Below are 14772 nucleotides of genomic sequence, written 5' to 3'. Positions count from 1 at the left end.
CAGCTCACGCACGTGCGCAACGGGCGCATGATGGACACATGACCACGCTCGTCGCCGTCCAGGGCGACATCACCGCTCAGACCAGCGACGCGATCGTCAATGCCGCCAACAACGCCATGCGCGGCGGGGGCGGCGTCGACGGCGCGATCCACCGGGCCGGCGGTCCGGAGATCCTCCGGGAGTGCATCGCACGCTTCCCGAACGGCCTCGCGACCGGCGACGCGGGCTGGACCACCGGTGGCCGGCTGCCGGCGCGCTGGATCGTGCACACCGTCGGCCCGAACCATGGCGCCGGACAGCGCGACCGTGCCCTTCTCGAGTCGTGTTACCGGCGCTCCCTCGAGGTCGCCGACGAGCTGGGCGCGCGCAGCGTCGCGTTCCCGCTCATCAGCGCCGGCGTGTACGCCTGGCCCCGGCGGGAAGCCATCAGCGCGGCCATCGACACGATCGCGTCGACACCCACCTCCATCGAGGAGGTGCTCCTCGTCGCGTACGACGCGAAGGCGCACCAGGAGATCTCGTCGGCTCTCGCCATGGCGACCTCGGTGCGCATCCTGCAGGGCGCACGCGAGCTGCATCGCCGTGGCTACCACGGGCTCCGCGTGCGGCCGGCGGTCGCACCCTCGGGAATGTATTGGCGGGTCGTTCTGTACGATCCCGCCGAACCCGATTCGGGAATCCACTACACGTCGGGCGCCGGGACGGAGTTCGCCGGCGGCCACGTCGATGCGATGTCCGCGCCCGGCGATGTCGCCGACCTCATCCTCCGCGCCCTACCCGGCCTGCAAGCGACGAACGACGCACCCGCCTACGCCGCGTGGTTCGCCGGCCTGGTGGCGGCCGCCGAGCCGCAGCACGCTCTCCCCGTCGCGTCGGCCGACTACTTCGACGACACCGACGGCTGGGAGATCGGCTGGTGCAGCGGCCTGCGCTACCCGAAGCCGCCCGAATGAGGAGCCGGAAAGCAGAAGGCTCCCACGCTGTGGGGGCCTTCTCGGGGTGGACCTGAGGGGAATCGAACCCCTGACCTCCTCGATGCGAACGAGGCGCGCTACCAACTGCGCTACAGGCCCGTGAACCTCGAAAACACTATCACGGTTCCACAGTCGCTCCGAATCGAGCGGGGCGCCGTGACGGGCCTATTCTCCGGCTGCGCGACGGGTCAGCAGCTGCCGCACATGCGCCTCGATCTCGGCGTCGTCGACGTATCCCATGCGGGCGTACTCGGACTCCGCAGCGGCCGTGCGGGCCGTGCGCGCGACGTCGATCGAGGGCGGCTGCGACGCGGCCGCGCGAGCGGCCATCGCCTCCTCGAGGGCTGCCTGCCGCAGCGCTGCGCGGGCGGCTTCGGCGTCCAGCATCGCCGCGGCGCGGGAGCCCGCCGACGCCGTGAGCGGCCGCGGAAGGTCCCGGGGAGCCCACTCGCGCTGCTCGCGCTCGAGGGCGACGTCCTGCACTTCCGCGAAGCGGCGGGGCGCAGCATCCGTCGCCCGCGACACTGCACGCGCGGCGACACGGGAGAGGCGATGGAGGATGAGACCGGATGCTGCCACGAGGCCGACGCCGACCCACATGAGCGCCTGCGCACCGACGGTGATCGTCTCGTACACGCCCCAGGCGGCGACGCCGAGGCCGATGACCCCGGCGAAGGTGGCGGCGAGGCGGAACCGGCGCCGGGCACGGGCCCGGCGCGCCGCCGGAAGCGAACGGACCGCGGCGAGGTCGGAGCGCGCGGCTGCGGCCGCCTGCGCCCGCTCGGCACGCACACGCTCCAGGTCGACCCGCGCGGCAGCCTCCGCGGCGACGCGGTCGGTGCGGGCGCGCTCGACACCGAGACGGGCGGCGGCCTCCGCCGCCTCCCGCTCGCCGCGGGCGATCTCGAGGTCGACGCGGGCGTCCTCGAGCGCGGCGTGCTCCCGTTCGGCGAGCGCGCGCTTGGCGAGCTTCTGCTGGGCGGCCGCGGTGCGGGCGTTGAGCTCGAGTCGCACCTCTTCGGGGGTCTCGCTCGTCTCGGCGAGCACGCGCAGGGCCTGGTTCAGGCGGACGGCGTTGCGCTCGGCCGCATCGAACTGGCGGCGGCTGTGCCATGACGGAAGCAGGTACACCAGCCACAGCGCGACGGCGACGAGAACGACGACTCCCCCACCCCACACCTGCCCACCCATGGTCACCACGGTAAGCGACCGGACGGCGGTGTCCCCGGCATCCGTCCGCGTGTCACGCAAGACGGATTTCGCCCGTGGTCAGGCACGGCGCTGCGCGGCCGCCGGACGGCGGGCGTGGAGATCGGCAACCGGACGACCTACGCGTGCAGGCGATCGGCGGGCGGAACGGTCGCCGCGTCCTGAGGCGCCCGGCCCGAGATCCAGCGCTGCAGCACGCCCTCGGGGACGTCCTCCCGGACGAGGGCGAAGGCGTAGTGGTCGCGCCAGTCCCCGTCGATGTGGATGAAGCGGCGGCGCAGGCCCTCGTAGCGGAAGCCGAGCTTCTCGACCACGCGCAGGCTGGCCCGGTTCTCGGGGCGGATGCAGATCTCCATGCGGTGCAGCCGCAGCTCGGAGAAGCAGATGTCGGTAGCCAGCGCCACCGCGGTCGGCGTGATCCCGCGCCCGGCGAACCGCTCGCTCACCCAGTACCCGATGGTCGCGGACGCGAGCGAGCCGCGGGCGATCCCCCACACGTTCAGCTGGCCCGCGATGTCGCCGTCGGACTCCATCACGAACGGCACGCCGACGCCGTCACGGTACTGCAGGAGGAGCCGGCGCACCCCCACCCGCATGTCGAACGACACCGGGCCGTCGGGACTCGTCGCCTCCCACGGCCGCAGCCAGCCGCGGTTGGAGAGGAGCTCGTTCTGCAGCACGCGCGCATCGCGCTGACGCACGAGGCGGATCGCCACCGAACCGTGCCTGCGAGGAGCCGACAGATCCACGAGACTCCCTCGAACGGGCGGCGTCAGAGATTCGCCGCGAACTCCTTGAACCAGGGACGCAGATCCGGACCGAGATCCTCGCGATCGACGGCGAGCTGCACGATGGCCTTGATGTAGTCCACCCTATCGCCGGTGTCGTAACGGCGGCCACGGAAAACCACGCCGAGGACGCCGGGACCGTCGGGGTCGGCCGCGAGCTCCTGCAGCGCGTCCGTGAGCTGGATCTCGCCGCCCTTGCCGGGCTCCGTGCGCTCGAGGATGTCGAACACGTCGGGCGAGAGCACGTACCGGCCGATCACGGCGTAGTTCGACGGAGCGTCCTCCTTGGCCGGCTTCTCGACGAGGCCGGTCACCTTGACGACGTCGTCGACCTCGGTCGCCTGCACCGCAGCCGCACCGTACAGGTGGATGGAGTCCTCGGGGACCTCGAGCAGGGCGACGATCGCCGCCCCGGTGCGCTCGTACTGCGCGAGCATGGTGGTCAGCAGCTGATCGCGCTCGTCGATGAGGTCATCGCCCAGCAGCACCGCGAAAGGATGGTCGCCGACGTGGGCCTTGGCACGCAGGACCGCGTGGCCGAGACCGCGAGGCTCGCCCTGCCGCACGAAGTGGATGTCGGCGAGGTCGCTCGACCGCTGCACCTTCGCGAGCTTCTCCTGGTCGCCCTTCTTCTCGAGGTTGCTCTCGAGCTCGGGCACCGAGTCGAAGTGGTTCGAGAGGTTGTTCTTGTTGCGCCCGATGATGATCAGCACGTCGTCGATGCCGGCCTGCGTGGCCTCTTCGACCACGTACTGGATGGCGGGCTTGTCGACGACGGGGAGCATCTCCTTCGGCATCGCCTTCGTCGCAGGGAGGAAGCGCGTGCCGAGTCCGGCAGCGGGGATCACGGCCTTGAAGGGCTTGTGGGTCATGCATGACACTCTAGTCAGCGCCCGGGTGCCCCTCTGTGCCGACCCGGTCGCCCATCGACCGCCGGTGCGGCTCCACGACCTACAATCGACAGCATGTCCGACGCCATCGCCGATGCGAAGCGCGCCCTGCGCGCAGAGCTCCGCGAGCGACGCCAGCTCATCTCGCCGCAAGCCCGCGAGGCCGCCGAGGCAGGCGTCCACGCGCAGCTCGACGCCCTCGTCGCCGAGCACGGCGCCCGCTCGATCTCGTGCTTCCTGTCGACCACGGCCGAGCCGGGCACGCGCTCCTTCGTGGCGGATGCCGTAGCCCGCGGCATCCGTGTCCTCCTTCCCGTGACCCGCGCCGACGGCCTCCTCGACTGGGCGGTCGCCACACCCGAGGGCGACATCGCCGAGGGCCTGTACGGCCTGCCCGAGCCCGTCGGCGAACTGCTCGGCCCGATCGCGGTCAACGACGTCGACCTGCTCGTCATCCCGGCCGCGTCGGTCGATCGCACCGGGATGCGACTCGGCTGGGGGCGGGGCTTCTACGACAAGACCCTCGGGTCGATGGAGCGGTGCCCTCCCGTCTACGCGGTCGTCTTCGACTCGGAGTTCGTCGACGAGCTGCCGAGCGACGAACTCGACGAACGCGTCACCGGCGTCGTCACACCCACGCGCACCATCACCCTCGCGCCCACGCGGCGCTGACAGCCGAAACCGGGAGAACCCCATGCCCACCTACGCGTACGCCTGCAAGCAGTGCGGCCATCGCTTCGACGCCGTGCAGTCCTTCGCCGACCCGACCCTGACCGAGTGCCCCGAATGCGGCGGAGCGCTCCGCAAGGAGTACGGCTCGATCGGCGTGACGTTCAACGGCTCCGGCTTCTACCGCACCGATTCCCGCGCAGGCGCGAAGGCCCCCGGCGGCTCGGGATCGAGCGGCGGGTCGGAGTCCTCGGGTGGCGCGTCCTCGCCGACTTCGACATCATCGAAGTCCGAGGCGAAGGCCTCTCCCGCGTCGTCCGGAGCCTGACGCTCCGGCGCCCCAGACGCGGGACGACACCCAGGGGGTACACGTGATCAAGGGCTTCAAGGAATTCATACTCCGCGGCAACGTCATCGACCTGGCGGTCGCGGTCGTCATCGGCGCCGCGTTCACGGCGATCGTCAACGCCATCGTCGCCGGCCTCATCAATCCCCTCATCGCGCTGGTGTTCAACGCCAGCAGCCTCGACAGCGTCGGCTGGACCATCACCAACTACAACGGTGACGAGGTCTTCTTCGGATTCGGCATGATCCTCGGCGCGATCATCAACTTCCTCGCCGTCGCGATCGTCGTGTACTTCGTGTTCGTCTACCCGATGAACCACGTCAAGGAGCGCGCGGCCGCGCGCGCCGGCGTCACCCCTGCCGACGAGGAGCCGAAGCTTCCGACCGAGCAGGAACTGCTGGTGCAGATCCGCGACCTGCTCGACAAGCAGGGGAACCAGCCTCAGGCGACCGCGCGTTCCTGAACCGCGTCAATAGTGCGGCGGAACGTCGCGCCGCAGGCGCTCGTCGTTCGGACCGGCTGACTCGGATGCCGCGTTCCCCTGTCCTTCGGGGCCGCCCGGGGGCGCGGCATCCGCCGTCTTCTCATCGGCGGGGATCGGCTCGGCTGTGGTGCCGGGCGCGGGCGTCAGCTTCGCGCGACGGGAGCCCTTGACCCGCTCGATCCGCTGGCGATCACTCGATGACATCGATGGGCTGGGTCTCGTCGTCGACCCGCGGAGCGTCGGGCGGCACGCCCAGCATGGCCGCGATGCGCTGGGCGACCTCCGCGGGGTCGCGGTAGAGGTCGAACGAGTGCACGCGCACGTAGTGCCAGCCGAGGCGCCGCAGGATCTGCGGGCGAAGCCGCAGCGACTCGCGCAGCGACTCGCCGATCGTCTCGGGGTCGCTCTCGACGACGACCGCCTTGCCGTCGTACTGGGCGACGAGGGGCAGGAGTCCGCGGTAGTGCACGTCGACCGAGAGGCCCGCACGGCGCAGCTCTCGGGCGAGCGCGCGGGTGAGCGGATCGGCGAGGTCCTCGAGGCGCGCTTCGCGCGATCGGGCGGCGATGCCCCCGAGGATCGACATGAGGGTCGCGGCGCCGTACTCGAGGCGGCCGTCGTCGAAAGCCGACGGGCGGATCGACGACACGATCACCATCGACCGCCGGGCGCGCGTCATTCCGACGGTGAGCAGCCGCTCGCCGTCCGGCGACGACAGATCGCCGAAGTCGCTGAGCACGCGGCCGTGCTTGGTGAGGCCGAAGCCGAGGGAGAAGATCACGCGGTCGCGGCTCTCGGCCACCGACTCCTCGAGGGTCAGCACCGCGAACGGCTCGGCCGTGTCGCGTGAGACGAAGTCCGCCACGTCCGACCGGCCGGCGAAGGCCGCCTCGACGGCGGCACGGATGCGTTCGGCGTGCCGCACGCTCGCGGTCACGACCATGAGGGACTCGGTGCCGCGGTTGACGGCGTGCTCGACGACCAGCGTCACCACGCGGGCGACCTCGGAGTCGGGGCTCTCGACCGCCCCGGTGACGGGATCGGGGGTGCCGTGGCCGCCCTCGACGTAGTCGACCGCGAGGCTGCCGCGGCCGAGGTACGACCCCGCCCACGGCAGTGACACGAGCTCGCCGCCGTAGAACGCGTCGTTCACGAGCGCCGCGAGGTCCTCGCCGCCGGCGCGGTAGCTGCGGGTGAGTGTCTCGACAGGCAGCAGTTCGGCCAGGCGCTCGAACACGCTCGTCCCGTCGAACGGCACCTCGTCGTCCGTGTCGGTCTCGGCGGGCGGTGCCGAGCCGTTGGCCGAGGGCGGCGCGACGGCGGCCGACATGGCCGAGCCCGCGGCGACGCGGAACGGCGTCGGCTTCTGCGTCACCGGATCGCCGAACGCCACGACCTGGGCGGCGCGGCGGAGCGCGGGCGAGGCCTCAGCGAGGCACAGGGCTCCGGCATCCGCCAGCACGACGACGTCGAACGTGACCGCCTCCGGGATGCGAGGCACCTCGTAGGGCGAGGCGAGCCACACCGGTGCGAGGGTGCGCGAGAGCGTGGGCGCGACGGCGGCAAGCTCAGCAGGCGTGATCGCGCCTCGCTTGAGCGCCTGCTTCAGCCCATCGGCCTCCTCGCGGTGGTCGACGATGCCGATGCGCCACTGCGTCGCCAGATGGGCGGCGAGAAGGGGACCGGATGCTGCGGCATGGGCTTCGTCGACGAGCCGGAAGTCGCGCTCCAGGCGGTCGACGACGGCCGTGTTCGCGCCGAGCACCGCCCGGTCGGTGCGCAGCAGCAGCTCGAGCGCCGACTGCCACCACGCGTACTCGAGCTCGGCCGCCACCTGATCCTCGGGCACGTGGCGCACCGACAGCTCGAGCAGGAGGGGCTCCAGGCCCATCGCCGCGAGCTCGGAGCGCAGCGTCGCCCGTTCCTTGAGGTTGTCGAACACGTCGGAGTCGGCCGCGAGGCCGGCGAGCGTGCGCACGAGCTGCTTCACCGGCAGCGTCGCGAGGCGGTCGGCGCCGCTGCGCCCGAGCACGGCGTCGACCTCGCCGAGCTCGGCGTCCACGCGCTGCCACGCGACCTGGACGTCGCCGAGACCGAGCGGCACCTCGGGCGTGACGCCGGGGTCGACGTAGCGCTGCCACTCCGTGCGCTGCTGCTGGATGCGCACGAGCGCCTCGTACATGTCGGGCACGTGCACGCCGGGGCGCAGGTACTCGCGCGACAGGCGACGCAGGCGGCGCCGGTTCGCGCCGTTCATGTCGGGGGCGTCGCGACGTGGCGCGTGCGCCTGGATGAGTTCGGCGAGCGGGCGCTCGAAGACCGTGAGGCTGAACTTGTCGAGCGAGTCGCGGATGCCGCGCAGCAGGCGCAGGTAGACGCCGAGCTCGGCGACGGTCTGGAACGGACGCATGCGCGTCTGCGCGATGAGCTCGTAGCCGCGCTCCAGCAGCGTCGGCACGTCGCTGCGGTGCAGCTTGCCGGCGAGCGCATGCGCGGCCCGTGCCTCCTCCACGGTCGCGAACGACACGCCGTACCACGGCGAGTCGTCGGGCCCGAAGCGGAACTCGCCCAGGCGTGCGGCGGCCGACAGTTTGGCGGCGGCATCCTTCCGCGTCTTCGCGAGGCTCGCGAGGGCGTCCGCCTCGAAGCGGGCCTCGGTCGCCGGAGCGACGCCCCGCTCGGCGAGTTCGGCGAGCTCGCGGAGGATGTCGAGCACCGACACCTGGAAATCGGGATGCTGCGCCGTCACGGCACCGCGATAGTCGCGGAGCACCCCCCGCAGGCGCACGAGCGCGTCGTCGATGTCGGAGACCTTGGGAGCCTCGGCCTTCTCGTTGCGGCCGATCGCGCGGATGAGATCGCGCTGCAGGCGGTCGGGCGAGACCGCCAGCCCGGGAAGGCCGATGCCGGCGAGACGGTGTCGCACGCCGTCGAGCGTCGAGCGCCGCGCGCTCACCACCAGCACCCGCTTGCCGTCGCGCACGAGCGCGCCCACGGCGTTGATGACGGTCTGCGTGCCCCCGGTGCCGGGCAGCGTGTGGATGACGAGCGACTGACCGTCAGCGATCCGCGCCAGGACGCGCTCCTGCTCGGAGTCGGCGTCGAGCAGCAGCATGTCGGCGGCCGGCGCCCGGTCGTCGGGGCTGGTCGGCGCCGGTCCGTCGCGGCGGATCGTGAAGGACTCCCGGTCGGCGACGTGACCGGCGAGCGCGTTCAGCACGCGGTGATCGAGGTCGGCGGCGTCGAGAGCCATGTCGCCGCCCACGTCGGCGAACGTCGACACGAGCAGCCGCGGCTTGACCGCGAAGCTGTCGATCGACGCGGTCAGCGCGCGGAGGTGGTCGATCACCGGCTGCGGCTTGAAGACGCCGCCTTCGTAGGCGAGTGCGGCGAGACCGCCGGCGTCGATCATGATGCCGAAGTGCGTGCGCAACGCCCGGATGAGCTCCGGGTTGACCGAGAACGCTCCGTGGAGCTTGAGCTCGAAGTCGCCGTGGTGGCGGCGGATGGCGAGCGGCCGCAGCAGCACCGGCGCACTCCACGCGATCCCCGCGATGCGCCAGTTGGCGAGGCCGACGGCGAGGCGCACGGCGTCCAGGCCGCGCGTCGTGCGCAGTTCCTGGTCCTTCGCGGTGATGCGCTGGGCGGCGAGCCGCGCGTTGCGCAGCGCGACCTCGTCGCGGAACAGGTTCGACAGCAGCGTCGAGCGTCCGGTGATGAACTGCGGCAGGCTGCCGGGGTGCGCCTTCGTGATCTCGATCGAGGCGTCCTGCCCGTCGGAGAAGTGCAGCAGGGTCGACCGGCCGCCGAGGGCGGCGGACTGCATCCGCAGCCGGTCGCGCTCGGACTCGGCGACGTGCACGACGGTGACGTCGGGTTCGGCGAGACCGAGGTCACCCGGGGTCACGTCGTACCCGCGCTCGGCGTCTCCTGAGCCCAACACGGCGCTGCGTTCTGCTCGCCACACACGTGCCACCCTAAAGGCGCCGCGTGTCCGGCTCTTGCAATGGACCTGAGTTTCGCGGTATTGGACGGGTCGCAGACAGCGCCGGCAACGCCCCCTCCTCCCCCGCCGGGATCCTGCACGCATTCCTCACAGATCCCGACCTCGAGCCGCCGGCGGGTCGGGGCCCGGGGCGAGGATGGTCGCATGAACCCCGAGGATCCGCCCCGCTACCGCGTCCATCCGTCGCCCATCGGCGACATCCTGATCGTGACGACCGCCGACGGCATCGTCACCCTGCACCCCTTCGACGGCCCCCTGCACGCCGAGATCGAGCGCGTCGCGCTGCAGCTGCGCGCCCTCCCCGTCCCCGCTGAGGCCGGCGATGGCGGCGGCGAAGCGTTCGAGGCCGCGGCCGCACAGCTCGACGAGTACTTCGACGGCGACCGCGAGCGGTTCGACCTGCCGCTCGACTGGCGTCTCGTGCGCGGCTTCACGCGAGCTGCCCTCGAGGCCGTGTGCGACATCCCGTACGGCGAGACCGCGAGCTACGGCGAGGTGGCCATCGCGGCCGGCATCCCCCGCGCCGCACGCGCCGTCGGCACGGCGTGCGCCACGACGCCCTTCTCGGTCGTGGTCCCGGTGCATCGGGTGGTGCGAGCCGACGGCTCGCTCGGCGAGTACGGCGGGCGCCCGGAGGTGAAGCGATTCCTGATCGACCTCGAACAGGGTCCCGAGATCCCGGCGGCACCGCACCCGGCGGACGAGGTCACGGCTCCGCAGTGACGCGCGGCCGATCCGGACAGGCGGCGGGCGAGTAGGCCGCCCGCACGCCGCGAGGCCCGCGTGCGGAGCGTCCGCCCGGGCCTCGCACTCCCGCGTCGGAGGCGTGCGACCCGATCGGGGCGATACCCCCGAATGGTAAGGTCGACGCTACGAAAAGGCGGCGAGGACGCCGTCACGCCGGAAGCAGGTAGCCGTGGGCGCGTCCCTCCCGCATCGCGCACCGGCCCCCGACCGCACGGGCGCGGGGGTCCGTCTCGTCGTGGGCGGGATCGACGTCGATCCGGGTGACACGCAGGCGCTCGATCACGCGGTCGCGGAGCTCGTACGGCGCACCCGCTTCCCGGTCGCCTTCGGCGGGCTCGCCCTCGGCGACGCGATCCACGTGACGTCCATCCACGGTGCGCGCACGCGAAATCTCGAAGGCCTCGTGGTGGAGGCCTCGCGCGGCCTCGGCGGACGCGCGCTCGTCGAGAAGCGCCCTCGCCTCGCGCTCGACTACGGCACATCCCGCAGCATCACGCACGACTACGACCGCGCCGTCCTCGGTGAGGGCATCGCCACGTTGTTCGCGGTGCCGGTGATGGTGGGCGGGCGCGCGCGCGGCGTCATCTACTGCGGATCGTGGGCCGAGTCGCCCGTCGGCGACGTCGTGGCCCGTCCGGCGTTCGCCGTCGCGGAGGAGCTCTCCAGCGAACTGCGCATCCGCGACGAGGTGCAGCGGCGCCTGACCCTCTCCCCGGCCCGCACGGCGCCCGCCGCGATGCCCGCGGCCACGCGCGAGGAACTGCGCGAGACCTACGCCGAGCTGCGCAGCATCGCCGCGATCATCGACGACCCCGCATTGCGGGCACGGCTGGACCGCCTCGAACAGCGGCTGGCCGCTCTCTCCCACGACGCGTCGGAGCCCACGCTCGAGCTCGACGTGCGGCTGTCGCCGCGCGAGACCGACGTGCTGGCGTGCGCGGCGCTCGGATCCACCAACGCCGAGATCGCCGCCACGCTCGACCTCAAAGAGGGCACCGTCAAGTCCTACCTGCAGTCGGCGATGGCGAAGCTGGACGCCTCCACCCGGCACGCCGCGGTCGTCACCGCACGTCGCGCGGGCCTCCTCCCCTGACGCTCGCGCCACGCGGAAACGCGAATCGGCCGAGCCTCCGGACAATCCGGACAGCCGCGTCCGAATTCCCCCCTCTACGAATTCTCCTGCACCCGCCGCATTTATCCACCGCCAAGTAATCGCGCGATAGTCAGCGGCGACAATCGAGCGTATTGTTCCCTTTATGGCTCGTAGAATCGTTCACCAGCTCGTCGATGACATCGACGGAACCCTTTTGGAAGCCGGAGACGGCGAGACGGTGCTGTTCTCGCTCGACGGCGTCGCGTACGAGATCGACCTCACCGACGAGAACGCCGCCGCGCTGCGCGGCGCTCTCGAGCGCTACACCAAGGCGGCGCGCACCGTGGCGTCCGGCCGCACGACGTCCAACACCGCCTCCACGGGCCGCAAACGCCGCCGCAGCGGACAGCAGGATTACAGCGGCGTGCGGGAGTGGGCCAAGCAGAACGGCTATCAGGTCTCGGAACGGGGCCGGGTTCCGGCATCCGTTCTCGAAGCCTACGAGGCGGCGCACTGACGCACGCCGCCTCGCGGTCTTTCATCGGCGATTCTCTTCCAGCTTTCACCCGCGTGAAAGCTGGAAGAGAATCTCGTCGACTTTCTCTTTGGCGTCGCCGAAGAGCATCTGTGCGTTGTCACGGTAGAAGAGCGGATTCTGCACGCCGGCATATCCGGATGCCATCGAACGCTTGAAGACGATGACGTTATCGGCTTCCCACACGCGGAGCACCGGCATGCCGGCGATCGGGCTGCCCGGATCCTCCGCCGCCGCCGGGTTGACGGTGTCGTTCGCGCCGATGACGAGCACGACGTCGACGCTCGACAGGTCGTCGTTGATCTCGTCCATCTCGAGCACGATGTCGTAGGGCACCTTCGCCTCGGCGAGGAGCACGTTCATGTGGCCGGGAAGGCGTCCGGCGACCGGGTGGATGCCGAACCGCACGTCGACGCCGCGGTCGCGCAGCTTCTGCACGAGGTCGGCGACGCCGTGCTGGGCCTGCGCGACGGCCATGCCGTAGCCGGGTGTGATGACGACGGTGGAGGCGTTCGCGAGCAGGTCGGCCGCGGCCTCGGCGTCGATCTCGCGGTGCTCGCCGTGCTCCTCGTCGTCGCCCTTCGGCGCCTCGATGCCGAAGCCGCCGGCGATCACCGACAGGAACGAACGGTTCATGGCCTTGCACATGATGTAGCTGAGGTACGCACCCGACGAGCCGACGAGCGCGCCGGTGACGATGAGCAGGTCGTTGTTGAGCAGGAAGCCCGCCGCGGCGGCGGCCCAGCCTGAGTAGCTGTTGAGCATCGACACGACGACGGGCATGTCGCCGCCGCCGATGGAGGCGACGAGGTGCCAGCCGAGGGCGAGCGCGAGCAGCGTGACGGCGATCAGGAGCCACAGCTCCGGCGTGATCACGTACCAGACCGTGAGGGCCAGGAACGCCACGAGGGCGCCGATGTTGAGGGCGTTCTTGCCGGGCAGCATGAGCGGGCGCGACGAGATCCGCGCCGACAGCTTCAGGAACGCGACGATCGAGCCGGTGAAGGTCACCCCGCCGATGAAGACGCCGATGAACACCTCGGCGTGGTGGATGTCGGCGAGCGCCCCGGTCAGCCCGGTGTCGTACAGCGCACCGTTCCAGCCGACCAGCACCGCGGCCAGACCCACGAACGAGTGCAGCAGCGCGATGAGCTCCGGCATCCCCGTCATCTGCACGATCCGTGCGCGCCACAATCCGATCGCGGCGCCGACGAGCACGGCGACGACGAGCAGCGTCAGCCCCAGCGCACCCGATGGCTGACCCCAGGCGCCCGCCGCCACCAGGACGACCGTCGCGACCAGCGCGATCGCCATGCCGACGATGCCGAACACGACGCCGCGGCGACTGGTCTCGTGCTTGCTGAGCCCCGCGAGGCTGAGGATGAACAGGAGCGCCGCGACGATGTAGGCGGCGCCCGCGACCTGACCGGCGACCGCGATCATCGCGTCTCGCCCTTCTGGAACATCGCGAGCATGCGCCGCGTGACGGCGAAGCCGCCGAAGATGTTGATCGACGCCAGCAGCACTGCGACGGCGGCGAGGATCTGCACGGTGAGGTCGGGCACGGTGATCTGCACCATGGCGCCGACCACGATGATCCCCGAGATCGCGTTGGTCACGCTCATCAGCGGGGTGTGCAGTGCGTGCGCCACGTGGCCGATGACGTAGAAGCCGACCACGATCGCGAGCGTCAGCACGAGGAAGTGCTGCGGCAGCGGCGGCGGCGCGAACGCGCACACCGCGAACAGCGCGGCGATCCCGGCGATGATGAGGCCTGTCCGGGCCGCAGCCGACATCGGCTTCTTCGGGGGCACCGTCGGCGCAGCATCCGTCGTCTTCGTCGGCGCGGGCGCGGCGGAGACCTGCACCGGCGGCGGCGGCCACGTGACCGCCCCGTCCTGCACGACCGTCACGGTGCGCTGCACGATGTCGTCGAAGTCGAGCTGCAGCTCGCCGTCCTTGCCGGGTGTGAGCAGCTTCAGCAGGTTGACGAGGTTGGTCGCGAACAGCTGCGACGCCTGCTGCGGCAGGCGACCGGGAAGGTCGGTGTAGCCGAGGATCACGACGCCGTTGTCGGTCACGACCTTCTCCCCCGCGACCGAGCCCTCGACGTTGCCGCCCTGCCCCGCCGCCATGTCGACGATCACGCTCCCCGAGCGCATCGAGGCGACATCCGCCGCCGTGATGAGGCGCGGCGCCGCGCGGCCGGGGATGAGCGCCGTCGTGATGATGATGTCGACGTCGGCTGCCTGCTCGGAGTAGATCTCGGCCGCACGCCGGTCGTACGCCTCGCTCGTGGCCTTCGCGTAGCCGTCGGACGAGACCTGCTTCGCCTCCTCGGGGACGACGACCTCGAGATACTCGCCGCCGATCGACGCGACCTGGTCGGCGACCTCGGGCCGCGGGTCGGTCGCCCGCACGATCGCGCCGAGGCTCGACGCCGCGCCGATCGCCGCGAGACCCGCGACGCCCGCACCGGCCACCAGCACCTTCGCCGGCGGCACCTTGCCCGCAGCCGTGACCTGGCCCGTGAAGAACCGCCCGAACTCGTGCGCCGCCTCGACGACGGCGCGGTAGCCGGCGATGTTCGCCATCGAACTCAGCACGTCCATCGACTGCGCACGCGAGATGCGCGGCACCGCGTCGAGCGCGATCGCGGTGATGCCCCGCGTCGCAAGCGCCTCGACCAGGTCGGGCCGCAACGCGGGGCTGAGCGTCGCCACGATCGTCGCACCATCGGCGAGCCGGTCGATCTCGGCCGGCGTCGGCGCGTTCACCTTGAGCACGATCGGCGACGCCCACGCGGTCGCGCCATCGACGACGGCGGCACCGGCCTGCGCGAACGCGGTGTCGGGGAACGACGAGGCGGCACCCGCCCCGGCCTCCACGACGACGTCGTAGCCGAGGGCGATGAGTTTCGGGACGGTGGTCGGAGTCGCGGCCACCCGGGTCTCTCCGGGCGCTTCGGCGACGATGCCAATGCGGGTCATGCGTTCCTCTGGATCGAGTGCGACAGCGTCGGGCTGCGGCG

The 14772-nt window shown here is 71.4% G+C and carries 14 protein-coding genes and 1 tRNA gene; 7 read left to right on the top strand and 8 right to left on the bottom strand.

What is annotated here, in order from left to right; all coding sequences use genetic code 11:
* Nucleotides 1–38 precede the first annotated feature (38 nt).
* Nucleotides 39–953: an O-acetyl-ADP-ribose deacetylase gene (locus ACFQ7C_RS03105; RefSeq protein ID WP_378897770.1), complete on the top strand. Its 915-nt coding sequence runs from the start codon at nucleotides 39–41 to the stop codon at nucleotides 951–953.
* 47 nt (nucleotides 954–1000) lie between these two features.
* On the opposite strand, the gene ACFQ7C_RS03100 is transcribed toward ACFQ7C_RS03105, so the two are convergent.
* The 4 genes from ACFQ7C_RS03100 to galU all read right to left on the bottom strand — a co-directional run bounded on the left by ACFQ7C_RS03100 (nucleotide 1001) and on the right by galU (nucleotide 3843).
* Nucleotides 1001–1073 (bottom strand) — tRNA-Ala (locus ACFQ7C_RS03100).
* A gap of 66 nt (nucleotides 1074–1139) precedes the next feature.
* Nucleotides 1140–2165, bottom strand: a complete 1026-nt coding sequence (locus tag ACFQ7C_RS03095; RefSeq protein WP_378897767.1) for a large exoprotein — start codon at nucleotides 2163–2165, stop codon at nucleotides 1140–1142.
* 137 nt (nucleotides 2166–2302) lie between these two features.
* Nucleotides 2303–2932 (bottom strand): GNAT family N-acetyltransferase, encoded by a 630-nt coding sequence (locus tag ACFQ7C_RS03090; RefSeq protein ID WP_378897765.1) that lies wholly within the window; start codon nucleotides 2930–2932, stop codon nucleotides 2303–2305.
* A gap of 23 nt (nucleotides 2933–2955) precedes the next feature.
* Nucleotides 2956–3843: a UTP--glucose-1-phosphate uridylyltransferase GalU gene (galU, locus tag ACFQ7C_RS03085; RefSeq protein WP_378897762.1), complete on the bottom strand. Its 888-nt coding sequence runs from the start codon at nucleotides 3841–3843 to the stop codon at nucleotides 2956–2958.
* A gap of 93 nt (nucleotides 3844–3936) precedes the next feature.
* Here galU and ACFQ7C_RS03080 point away from each other — a divergent pair, with 93 nt between their 5' ends.
* From ACFQ7C_RS03080 to mscL, 3 genes are read left to right on the top strand one after another with little or no spacing between them, the layout of a single operon-like run.
* Nucleotides 3937–4533 (top strand): 5-formyltetrahydrofolate cyclo-ligase, encoded by a 597-nt coding sequence (locus ACFQ7C_RS03080; RefSeq protein WP_378897759.1) that lies wholly within the window; start codon nucleotides 3937–3939, stop codon nucleotides 4531–4533.
* 22 nt (nucleotides 4534–4555) lie between these two features.
* Entirely contained in the window at nucleotides 4556–4858 is a 303-nt protein-coding gene (locus ACFQ7C_RS03075) for an FmdB family zinc ribbon protein (protein WP_378897757.1), read from the top strand.
* Between the two features lie 43 nt (nucleotides 4859–4901).
* Nucleotides 4902–5339 carry a large conductance mechanosensitive channel protein MscL gene (mscL, locus tag ACFQ7C_RS03070; protein ID WP_378897754.1) on the top strand — a complete coding sequence of 146 codons (438 nt, stop codon included), beginning with the start codon at nucleotides 4902–4904 and terminating at the stop codon, nucleotides 5337–5339.
* A 6-nt stretch (nucleotides 5340–5345) separates the two neighbouring features.
* Here mscL and ACFQ7C_RS03065 read toward each other — a convergent pair whose 3' ends face one another.
* On the bottom strand, nucleotides 5346–5564 hold the full coding sequence (locus ACFQ7C_RS03065) for a hypothetical protein (RefSeq protein WP_378897752.1): 219 nt from the start codon (nucleotides 5562–5564) through the stop codon (nucleotides 5346–5348).
* Nucleotides 5551–9300 carry an AAA family ATPase gene (locus ACFQ7C_RS03060; protein WP_378898270.1) on the bottom strand — a complete coding sequence of 1250 codons (3750 nt, stop codon included), beginning with the start codon at nucleotides 9298–9300 and terminating at the stop codon, nucleotides 5551–5553. The genes ACFQ7C_RS03065 and ACFQ7C_RS03060 overlap by 14 nt, the downstream gene beginning before the upstream one ends.
* A 210-nt stretch (nucleotides 9301–9510) precedes the next feature.
* Between ACFQ7C_RS03060 and ACFQ7C_RS03055 the strand changes: the two genes are divergently transcribed.
* The 3 genes from ACFQ7C_RS03055 to ACFQ7C_RS03045 all read left to right on the top strand — a co-directional run bounded on the left by ACFQ7C_RS03055 (nucleotide 9511) and on the right by ACFQ7C_RS03045 (nucleotide 11723).
* On the top strand, nucleotides 9511–10089 hold the full coding sequence (locus ACFQ7C_RS03055) for a methylated-DNA--[protein]-cysteine S-methyltransferase (protein WP_378897749.1): 579 nt from the start codon (nucleotides 9511–9513) through the stop codon (nucleotides 10087–10089).
* Nucleotides 10090–10348: 259 nt separating this feature from the next.
* Nucleotides 10349–11206, top strand: coding sequence for a LuxR C-terminal-related transcriptional regulator (locus ACFQ7C_RS03050; protein ID WP_378898269.1), 858 nt, complete (start codon nucleotides 10349–10351; stop codon nucleotides 11204–11206).
* Between the two features lie 163 nt (nucleotides 11207–11369).
* Nucleotides 11370–11723 (top strand): Lsr2 family protein, encoded by a 354-nt coding sequence (locus ACFQ7C_RS03045; RefSeq protein ID WP_378897746.1) that lies wholly within the window; start codon nucleotides 11370–11372, stop codon nucleotides 11721–11723.
* A 45-nt stretch (nucleotides 11724–11768) separates the two neighbouring features.
* On the opposite strand, the gene pntB is transcribed toward ACFQ7C_RS03045, so the two are convergent.
* A complete protein-coding gene (pntB, locus tag ACFQ7C_RS03040; RefSeq protein ID WP_378897745.1) occupies nucleotides 11769–13184 on the bottom strand; it encodes a Re/Si-specific NAD(P)(+) transhydrogenase subunit beta in 1416 nt (471 codons plus the stop codon).
* A complete protein-coding gene (locus tag ACFQ7C_RS03035; RefSeq protein ID WP_378897742.1) occupies nucleotides 13181–14731 on the bottom strand; it encodes a Re/Si-specific NAD(P)(+) transhydrogenase subunit alpha in 1551 nt (516 codons plus the stop codon). Before ACFQ7C_RS03035 ends, pntB begins: the two co-directional genes overlap by 4 nt.
* Nucleotides 14732–14772 lie beyond the last annotated feature (41 nt).

The sequence above is a fragment of the Microbacterium sp. NPDC056569 genome (genome assembly GCF_042793475.1).
Taxonomy (GTDB): Bacteria; Actinomycetota; Actinomycetes; order Actinomycetales; family Microbacteriaceae; genus Microbacterium.
The sequence above is the reverse complement of the archived record's forward strand: the minus strand, read 5'-3'. Positions and strand labels throughout refer to the sequence as shown.